The sequence below is a fragment of the Streptomyces sp. NPDC002825 genome, assembly GCF_040295385.1.
GTDB lineage: Bacteria > Actinomycetota > Actinomycetes > Streptomycetales > Streptomycetaceae > Streptomyces.
The window spans coordinates 97,800-106,139 of record NZ_JBEOVH010000033.1 but is presented as its reverse complement, the minus strand read 5'-3'; the positions used below and the strand labels follow the sequence as shown (position 1 = coordinate 106,139).

The following is an 8,340-nucleotide window of genomic DNA, read 5'->3' as shown; positions in this document are numbered from 1 at the left end:
CGCCGGCAAGGGCGCCGTTCCGTTGTGCCCACCCGTTCCGCCCTGGGGGCACCTCCCGGACGAAGTCTGGGGGAGGAACGCATGCCCACAACGGGGCGGAAGGTGGGCCCGTTGCAAAGAGCCGTTACAGGTTGCCGCGCTTGGCCTGTTCGCGCTCGATCGCTTCGAAGAGCGCCTTGAAGTTGCCCTTGCCGAAGCCCATCGACCCGTGACGCTCGATCATCTCGAAGAAGACGGTCGGACGGTCCTGGACCGGCTTGGTGAAGATCTGCAGCAGGTAGCCGTCCTCGTCGCGGTCGACGAGGATCTTCAGCTCGCGCAGCGTCTCGACGGGCACGCGCGTCTCGCCGGCCCACTCGCCGAGCGTGTCGTAGTACGAGTCGGGGGTGTCGAGGAACTGGACGCCCGCCGCGCGCATGGAGCGGACGGTCGCGACGATGTCGTTGGTGGCCAGCGCGATGTGCTGGACGCCCGCGCCGCCGTAGAACTCCAGGTACTCGTCGATCTGCGACTTCTTCTTCGCGATCGCCGGCTCGTTGATCGGGAACTTCACCTTGAGGGTGCCGTCCGCGACGACCTTCGACATCAGCGCCGAGTACTCGGTCGCGATGTCGTCGCCCACGAACTCCTTCATGTTCGTGAAGCCCATGACCTTGTTGTAGAAGCCGACCCAGTCGTTCATCTTGCCGAGCTCGACGTTGCCGACGCAGTGGTCGATGGCCTGGAAGGTCCGCTTGGCCGGGGGCTCGACGATGGGGTTGGCGGAGACGAAGCCCGGCAGGTAGGGGCCGTCGTAGCCGGAGCGCTCGACGAGGGTGTGACGGGTCTGGCCGTACGTGGCGATGGCGGCGAGGACGACCGTGCCGTTCTCGTCCTTGAGCTCGTACGGCTCGGTGATGCCGGTCGCGCCGTGCGCGACGGCGTAGGCGTACGCGGCGCGCGCGTCCGGCACCTCGATCGCCAGGTCGACGACGCCGTCGCCGTGCTCGGCGACGTGCTCGGCGAGGAAGCGGCCCCAGTCGGTCGCGACCTTGATGACGGAGGTGAACACGAAACGGGCGGAGCCGTTGGTGAGGACGTAGCTGGCGGTCTCGCGGCTGCCGTTCTCCGGTCCGGAGTAGGCGACCAGCTTCATGCCGAAGGCCGTGGAGTAGTAGTGCGCGGCCTGCTTGGCGTTGCCGACGGCGAAGACGACCGCGTCCATTCCCTTGACCGGGAAGGGATCGGCCTCACGCGCGGTGGAAGGGTTGGGATCGATAGTCATCGAGGTATCTGCCATGGCAGCAATGTCCCGCCGTTCGGCAAGGTGCGCAAGAGTTTGCTGATCCCCTGGTCAATGTGCACAGCGACCGGCGAGTATGGCCGTGCGACTTGTACATCCTGACCATGAGGAGGCCGCTGTGGCGATCGATCATTTGGATGGCCGGCTGATCGCGCTCCTGGCGCGCGAGCCGCGCATCGGGGTCCTGGAGGCCTCGCGGCGTCTGGGGGTGGCGCGCGGGACGGTGCAGGCGCGGCTGGACCGGCTCCAGGCGAGCGGGGTGATCCGCGGCTTCGGCCCGCAGGTGGACCCGGCGGCGCTCGGCTATCCGGTGACGGCCTTCGCGACGCTGGAGATCAAGCAGGGGCAGGGCGCGGACGTGCGGGGCCATCTGGCTACGGTGCCGGAGGTGCTCGAACTGCACACGACGACGGGCCACGGCGACATGCTCTGCCGGCTGGTCGCCCGCTCGAATGCGGACCTGCAGCGGGTGATCGACAAGGTGGTGGCCTTCGAGGGGATCGTGCGGGCGTCCACCGCCATCGTGATGGAGAACCCGGTGCCGCTGCGGATCATCCCGCTGGTGGAGCAGGCGGCGCAGGAGTAGGCGACCGGCACCCGACGCGGAGACGCGGGACCAGGGAGACGCAGAGACGCAGAGACACAGAGACGCAAAGAGAGCTCTGCAAAGAAGTACTTGCAAATAAACCCTTGCAAGTACTTCTTTGCAACTCTAGAGTCGAGCCATGCCCGAGCCCGAAGACCACTCCCCGGCGGAGCTCCCCGCGCAGGCCGACGCACAGAACGGCGCGGTACAGGCCGACGAGCTCCTGAACCGCACGCTCGACCCCCGCTCCCTCCGGGCCATCGCCCACCCGTTGCGCATCCAGCTGCTGCGCGCCCTGCGCCGCTACGGACCCGCCACCGCATCCCAGCTCGCCGACCGCCTCGGCGAGTCCAGCGGCGCCACCAGCTACCACCTGCGCCAGCTCGCCGCCCACGGCTTCATCGTGGACGACCCGACGCGCGGCAAGGGCCGGGAGCGCTGGTGGAAGGCGGCCCACCGGGGGACGACCTTCGACGAGGCGCTCCACAGGAACCCCGACCCCGAGGTCCAGGGCGCCCTCGACGTCCTCCTGCACGAGATCGCGACCATCCACACCCAGGAGCTGTCGACCTGGGTCGCCACCCGCCACACCTGGGACGAGGCCTGGGCCGGCGCCTCGGACTTCAGCGACTTCCGGCTGAGCCTCCCGCCCGAGCGGCTGCGCGAGCTCAACGGGCGGATCCACGCACTGATCAACGAGTACAGCGAGACCGCCGACCCCGACGCGCCGGGCGCCACCACCGTACGGATGCACCTGCACGCGTTCCCACAGCGCAACGACTGACCGCCCGAGCCCCCTCCGTACCGCCCAAGGACCCGCCGTACCCACCGAGTTGCCGCCGCACCGCCCGCACCGCCGTCGCCCGCACCCACGGAAGGAACCCCGCATCATGCATGCCGACATCCACCTCCAGCTGCACGCGCTGACGGCCACGGAGCTCCGGCGCGAGGCCGCCGCCGTCCGGCCGGACGCCGCCCCGCGCGTCCCCGTCCTCCGCGCCCGACTGGGCTGGACGCTCGTCGAGTTGGGCCTGCGCCTGGCCACACCCGCCCACCGCCCGGCCACTCTGGCCGTTTGACCGCATCGGGGGGGCACGAAGTGACGACGACAACGCAGCACAGCCGCACACCGCTGACGGGCGTCCTGGCCGCCAACGCCGTGTCGGTGACCGGCAATTCACTCACGCTCATCGGCGTCCCGTGGTTCGCGCTCGAGACCACGGGAAGCCCCGGCAAGGCGGGTCTTGTCGCCTTCTGCGCGGCCGTCCCCGTCGTGCTCTCCGCCGTCGCCGGCGGCCCGGTCATCGACCGCCTCGGGCGCCGTCGGGTCAGCATCACGTCCGACCTGGTCTGCGGACTCGCGCTCACCGCGATCCCGCTCCTGAACCAGACCGGCGTCCTCCGGTTCTGGATGCTGTGCGCGCTGATGGCGGTCACCGGCCTGTTCCACGCGCCCGGCGAGATGGCCCGGCACGTGCTCGTGCCCGACCTGGCCGGGCGTGCCGGGACCTCGCTCACCCGGGCCGCCAGCCTGTACGACGCGGTGGCGCGCGGGGCCCGGATGACGGGCGCCGCGATCGCCGGACTGCTCGTCGCGTTCATGGGCCCCGGCACCGTGCTGTACGTCGACGCCGCCACCTTCGCCGTCTCCGCGCTGCTCGTCACGGCGACCCTGCGCGGGGTGCCGTCGGCTGAGCCGCTGCGCGACGCGGAGCGCCTCTCCGTCGCCCGCTACCGCGCCGATCTGCGCGAGGGGTACGCCTTCCTGTTCCGCGTCCGGCTGATGCTCGGGATCACGGTCATGGTGATGGTGACCAACGGCCTCAGCCAGAGCTGGAGTTCGGTGCTGCTGCCGGTCCACAGCCGGGAGAATCTCGGCGGGCCCGCCGCACAGGGCCTGCTCGTCTCCGTCTTCGCCGGCTGCGCCCTGGCGGGCGCCCTGCTCTACGGGGCGATCGGGGAACGCTTCCCGCGCCGCGCCGTGTTCACGGCGGGCTTCCTGATCGGCGGCGCCCCGCCGTACGTGGTGGCCGCCCTCACCGACACCACCGCACCGCTCCTGGTGACGCTCGCGGCCTCGGGGCTCGGGGTCGGGGTCCTCAACCCGATCCTGACCACCGTCGCCTACGAGCAGGTGCCCGACGAACTGCGCAGCCGGGTCATGGGCGCGAGTACGGCCGGAGTGCTGCTCACGAATCCGCTGGGCGGGCTCGTGGCGGGTCTCCTGGTCGAGCGGGCCGGACTGACGGCGACGCTGCTCGGAATCGGGACGCTCTACTTCCTCGTGACGCTCTCGCCGATGCTCTTCCCGGCCTGGCGCGGCATGGACGCGCATCCGAAGACCCGGTCCGCCGAGGACGTCAGCAGGACGGAACCTTCGACTCCTGCCCCTGCTCCAGGGCCCGCAGGGACGCCACCGCGTCGCTGAGCGCGGTCACGGGCACGAGCCGCAGGCCCTTCGGCCGCTCGGCCCGGGCGTCCGAGCACTCGTTCTTCGGTACGAGGAAGACGGTGGCCCCGTCCCGGGCGGCGGCCTGCGTCTTGAGGGAGACCCCGCCGACCGCGCCGACGGTGCCGTCCGGATCGATCGTGCCCGTACCGGCGACGATCCGGCCGCCGGTGAGGTCGCCGCCGTTCCCGTCGCCGTCGAGCTTGTCGACGATGCCGAGGGAGAAGAGCAGCCCGGCACTGGGCCCGCCGACGTCGGCGAGGTGCAGGGTGACCTTCACCTTCTCGGGGTCCAGCTTCAGGTACCCGAGGGCCGCGAGGGTGGCGGCGTCCTGCGACTCCTTCATCTGCCCGAGGTTGTGCTTCTCGATCTCCTCGTCGGACTGGCCCGACGGGTAGACGGAGTCGTGCGGCAGGACGGCCCGGTCGGTACGGAACCAGGCGTCGGTGACGTCCGCGAGGTCCACCTCCGTGGACGGCCCGGTCGCGAGGATCGTCGTCATCCGCAGCTGCCCCGTGGTCGGATGCACCGGGGCGCCGGTGATGGTGATGACCTCCTTGCCCTGGTCCTTGCCGAGCACGTCGGCGGTCGTGCCGGGCTGCGCGATCGCGTACGGCAGCGGCGCGAGCCCGACGACGGCGAAGAGCGCGGCGACGGGCAGGGCGCACAGAGCGAGGGCGCGGGGACGGGAGAGGCTGGAGAGCACGCCCCCAATCTACTGGGGCGGGCGGCGGGGCCCGGCCGGGGGCGCGGGCAGCCGGAGACGGCGGGCGAAGAAGGACCGTACCGCCCGTCGTACGACCGCCGTCGCGGCCCGCGTGTCCCCGGCCCCCACGAGCGCGGCCCGCGCGTCGGCGGTGACGAGCCCGGCGGCCTGGAGCTGCGGGACGAGGTGGGCGTAGTCGCCGAAGACCCAGTGGCCGGCGTCGTGCAGCAGGACGCGGCGGGCGGGGATGCCTGCCCAGGAGGCTTCGAGGCGCGCGGAGCCCGCGAAACCGTCCGTGCGGCACATGAGCAGGGGCCGGTGGAGGCCCGCCATGAGCGCCGGGTCGAGGTCGAGGTACCCCTCCAGGTTGACGCCGGCGGTGATCCGGTCGTCGCCGGCCAGGGCGTGGACGGCGGCGGTGCCGCCCGCCGAGTGCCCGTACACGCCGATCCGGCGCGGGTCCACGACGGGGGCGAGGGGCAGGTCGCCGAGCCGGTCGAGGACGAGGCGGAGGTCGGCGACCCGGGTGTCGATCATGGTGCGGAAGGTCGCCGGGTCGGGGTCGCCGCGCAGGACGGTGACGCGCATCCCGCTCGGCAGCTCGACCTGGCTGGCGTCACCGGGGTGGTCGACGAGGACCACCACGTGGCCGTGGCTCGCGAGGTCCTCGGCGAGGGTCGTACCGAGCGTGCGGGAGTCGCCGCCGCCGGGGGTGTACAGCAGCACCGGGCGGCGGCCCGGGAGCGGGGGCGCGTCCAGGTGCCCGTGGGTGAGGACCGCGCCCCAGTCGACGCCGGCGGCGGGCAGGCCGGGGTGCACGAGCGGGGCGAGCTCGGCGAAGACACCGGCCTCGGCGGGGGTGAGCTGCGGGGCGCGGGGGTGGTCGCGGACGGTACGGGCGGGGTACAGGACGCTGATCATCAGCTCGCGGGGGCCGGGCTGCCAGGGGTCGTCGCGTCCGGGGTCGGTGAGGGCGAAGGTGCGCAGGCCCACGGGGTGGGGGCCGGTGGGCGCGGGCAGCGTGAGCGCGGCCGGTCCCTGCGCCGCCCGGGCGGTGGGGGCGCCGAGGAGGACGGCGGCGGCGCCGAGGAGGGCGCCCTTGGCGACGGTACGGCGGCTGGGTGCGGAAGGGGATGTCATGCACGGCATGCTGGTTCGGGGCGGGCAGGACCGCGAAGGTTCAGGCCGTACCCGAAAGGCTGGCACACGGGGGAGGTTCTGGGGGTTGCTACGCATCCACTTCACGGCGGAGGACTTCACGCGGGTGAGGTTCGCGCCCCGGCCGTCGCCCGTGCCCGAGCTGCACGCCGCGCTGATGATGCTGGGCGCCCCGCACGAGGAGCTGCTCTTCGGGCGGTGGCGGGGCAGGCTGCTGCGCGCCCTGCCGGGGGCCGCCGAGCCGCTCGCCGACCTGGTGCCGGGCGGGGTGGCGCCGTACTTCCTCGACGTCCTCGGCGAGACGCGGGAGGAGGGCCTCGCGCTGATCCGGTCGGCGCGGCCGGAGTTCGTACGGTCGGAGCTGGAGCGGGTGTACGCGGGGCAGGGCGCCGTGCCGCCCTGGATCCGGGGCCTGCACGCGGGGAGCCCGGAGGCGTGGCGGGTCCTGGAACGGGCGCAGCGGGCGGCGTACGAGACGGTCCTGGCGCCCGTGTGGCCGCTGGTCCAGGACCTGCACCGGGCGGAGTTCACCCGGCACGCGCTGATGGTGGCGGAGCGGGGCGTGGGGGCGGCGCTGGAGGCCCTGTCGCCGGGGCTGCGGGAGGGCGGCGTCTGGGAGTGGCCCGGCGCGCCGCGTGACGTCCGTCTGGCGGGGCGGGGGCTGATCCTCCTGCCGACCTTCCACTGGCGGGGCGGGCCGCTGGTGCAGGACGTGCCGGGTGCGCCGGTGGTCCTGACGTACGCGGCGGGCGGGGGGCTGCCGCCGGGCGTGCCGGTCGCGGCCGGCGAGGACGCGCTCGCGGGGGTTCTGGGCCGGACCCGTGCCGAACTGCTCCGCGCGCTCACGTCACCGCGCACGACGACGGAACTGGCCCGGCGGCTCGGCGTCAGCAACGCGACGGCGTCGGCGCATGCGGGGGCTCTGCGGGCGGCGGGGCTCCTGACGACGACGCGCACGGGCAAATCGGTCCACCACGCCCCCACGCCCCTGGGCCACCTACTGACGCGGTAACCCGGGGTGCGTTGCGGTCCTGCACCCCGCCGTTGTGGGCATGCGTTCCTCCCCCAGACTTCGTCCGGGAGGTTCCCCCAGGGCGATGGGGGTCCCCCCTGCTCGAGCGAAGCCGAGAGCTTGGGGGAGGGTGGGCACAACGGAACGGCGCCCATGCCGGCGCCAGAGGCTCCCGAGCCTGAACCCGCACCCGTAGAGGCGGCGCGCTCGTGGTGCGGGTCCAGGCCCGGAACGCGGAGGCGCCGCTCAGGGCGCCGTCCCGTGTGCCCGCCCGTCCCGCCCCAGGGCAGCGGGCGCGGGCCCCACAGGGGGGCGGACCCGGGCACCGCCCAGGAGGACGCGGGCGCGCGCGGGGCGGGGTGAAGCCCCGATTGGGCGCCGCGCCGCCGGGCGCACGCCGGGCGGGGCGGAGCCCCCGGCTGGCGCCGCGCCGCCCCACGCGGGTCCCGTCGCCAGGGTCTCGTTGCCGCGCGCTCTAGCGCAGCGCGTCCGCCACCTCTCGCGCCGCGTCCACCACCCGCGGCCCCACCCGCTCCGGCACCGCGTCCGCCAGCATGACGACGCCGACGCTGCCCTCGACGCCCGTGACGCCGACCAGGGGCGCGGCCGCGCCGCTCGCGCCGGCCTCCAGTTCGCCGTGGGTGAGGGTGAAGCCGGGTTCGGTGAGGCCGCCCTGGCGGGCGGCGAGGATCGCGCGGCCGGCGGCGCCCCGGTCGAGCGGGTGCCGGAAGCCGGCCCGGTAGGCGACGTGGTAGTCGGTCCAGGTCGGTTCGACGACGGCGACGGCGAGCGCCTCCGCCCCGTCGACGAGCGTCAGATGGGCCGTCGCCCCTATGTCCTCCGCGAGCGAGCGCAGCGCGGGCAGCGCGGCCTCCCGTACGAGCGGGTGGACCTGCCGGCCGAGCCGCAGCACGCCGAGGCCGACGCGGGCCCGCCCGCCGAGGTCGCGGCGGACGAGGGCGTGCTGCTCGAGCGTGGCGAGCAGCCGGTAGACCACGGTCCGGTTGACGCCGAGTTTGTTGGACAACTCGGTGACCGTCAGGCCGTGGTCGGTGTCGGCGAGCAGTTTGAGGACTCTGAGTCCCCGGTCGAGCGTCTGGGAGGTCTCCGCGGTCACGACGCCCTCTCCTTCGAGGTGAGTGGCGGC

The 8,340-nt window shown here is 73.5% G+C and carries 9 protein-coding genes; 5 read left to right on the top strand and 4 right to left on the bottom strand.

Annotated features, from left to right (window positions below; genetic code table 11):
• Positions 1–124: 124 nt before the first annotated feature.
• Positions 125–1,264: a 4-hydroxyphenylpyruvate dioxygenase gene (gene hppD / locus ABT041_RS32220; protein ID WP_351191136.1), complete on the bottom strand. Its 1,140-nt coding sequence runs from the start codon at positions 1,262–1,264 to the stop codon at positions 125–127.
• A gap of 136 nt (positions 1,265–1,400) precedes the next feature.
• Between hppD and ABT041_RS32215 the strand changes: the two genes are divergently transcribed.
• From ABT041_RS32215 to ABT041_RS32200, 4 genes are all read left to right on the top strand, one after another.
• Positions 1,401–1,868 (top strand): Lrp/AsnC family transcriptional regulator, encoded by a 468-nt coding sequence (locus ABT041_RS32215; protein WP_123452764.1) that lies wholly within the window; start codon positions 1,401–1,403, stop codon positions 1,866–1,868.
• A 139-nt stretch (positions 1,869–2,007) separates the two neighbouring features.
• Positions 2,008–2,652: an ArsR/SmtB family transcription factor gene (locus tag ABT041_RS32210; protein WP_351191133.1), complete on the top strand. Its 645-nt coding sequence runs from the start codon at positions 2,008–2,010 to the stop codon at positions 2,650–2,652.
• Between the two features lie 106 nt (positions 2,653–2,758).
• On the top strand, positions 2,759–2,947 hold the full coding sequence (locus ABT041_RS32205; RefSeq protein WP_351191131.1) for a hypothetical protein: 189 nt from the start codon (positions 2,759–2,761) through the stop codon (positions 2,945–2,947).
• A 20-nt stretch (positions 2,948–2,967) separates the two neighbouring features.
• Positions 2,968–4,296 carry an MFS transporter gene (locus ABT041_RS32200; RefSeq protein WP_351191129.1) on the top strand — a complete coding sequence of 443 codons (1,329 nt, stop codon included), beginning with the start codon at positions 2,968–2,970 and terminating at the stop codon, positions 4,294–4,296.
• Here the strand turns inward: ABT041_RS32200 and ABT041_RS32195 are convergent.
• Both ABT041_RS32195 and ABT041_RS32190 read right to left on the bottom strand, forming a co-directional pair.
• Positions 4,229–5,023 (bottom strand): S16 family serine protease, encoded by a 795-nt coding sequence (locus ABT041_RS32195; protein WP_351191127.1) that lies wholly within the window; start codon positions 5,021–5,023, stop codon positions 4,229–4,231. The genes ABT041_RS32200 and ABT041_RS32195 overlap by 68 nt on opposite strands.
• A 9-nt stretch (positions 5,024–5,032) precedes the next feature.
• Positions 5,033–6,163 carry an alpha/beta hydrolase family protein gene (locus ABT041_RS32190; RefSeq protein ID WP_351191125.1) on the bottom strand — a complete coding sequence of 377 codons (1,131 nt, stop codon included), beginning with the start codon at positions 6,161–6,163 and terminating at the stop codon, positions 5,033–5,035.
• Positions 6,164–6,248: 85 nt separating this feature from the next.
• Between ABT041_RS32190 and ABT041_RS32185 the strand changes: the two genes are divergently transcribed.
• Complete coding sequence (locus ABT041_RS32185; protein WP_351191123.1) at positions 6,249–7,193, top strand: winged helix-turn-helix domain-containing protein; 945 nt, start codon at positions 6,249–6,251, stop codon at positions 7,191–7,193.
• A gap of 475 nt (positions 7,194–7,668) precedes the next feature.
• Here ABT041_RS32185 and ABT041_RS32180 read toward each other — a convergent pair whose 3' ends face one another.
• Positions 7,669–8,310: an IclR family transcriptional regulator gene (locus ABT041_RS32180; RefSeq protein WP_041129456.1), complete on the bottom strand. Its 642-nt coding sequence runs from the start codon at positions 8,308–8,310 to the stop codon at positions 7,669–7,671.
• Positions 8,311–8,340: the final 30 nt, after the last annotated feature.

What these genes read in the sequence shown, in the direction of transcription:
- ABT041_RS32210 (WP_351191133.1), top strand. Translation starts at nt 2,008, where the DNA reads ATGCCCGAGCCCGAAGACCACTCCCCGGCGGAGCTCCCCGCGCAGGCC.
- ABT041_RS32205 (WP_351191131.1), top strand. Translation starts at nt 2,759, where the DNA reads ATGCATGCCGACATCCACCTCCAGCTGCACGCGCTGACGGCCACGGAG.
- ABT041_RS32190 (WP_351191125.1), bottom strand. Translation starts at nt 6,163, where the DNA reads ATGACATCCCCTTCCGCACCCAGCCGCCGTACCGTCGCCAAGGGCGCC.
- hppD (WP_351191136.1), bottom strand. Translation starts at nt 1,264, where the DNA reads ATGACTATCGATCCCAACCCTTCCACCGCGCGTGAGGCCGATCCCTTC.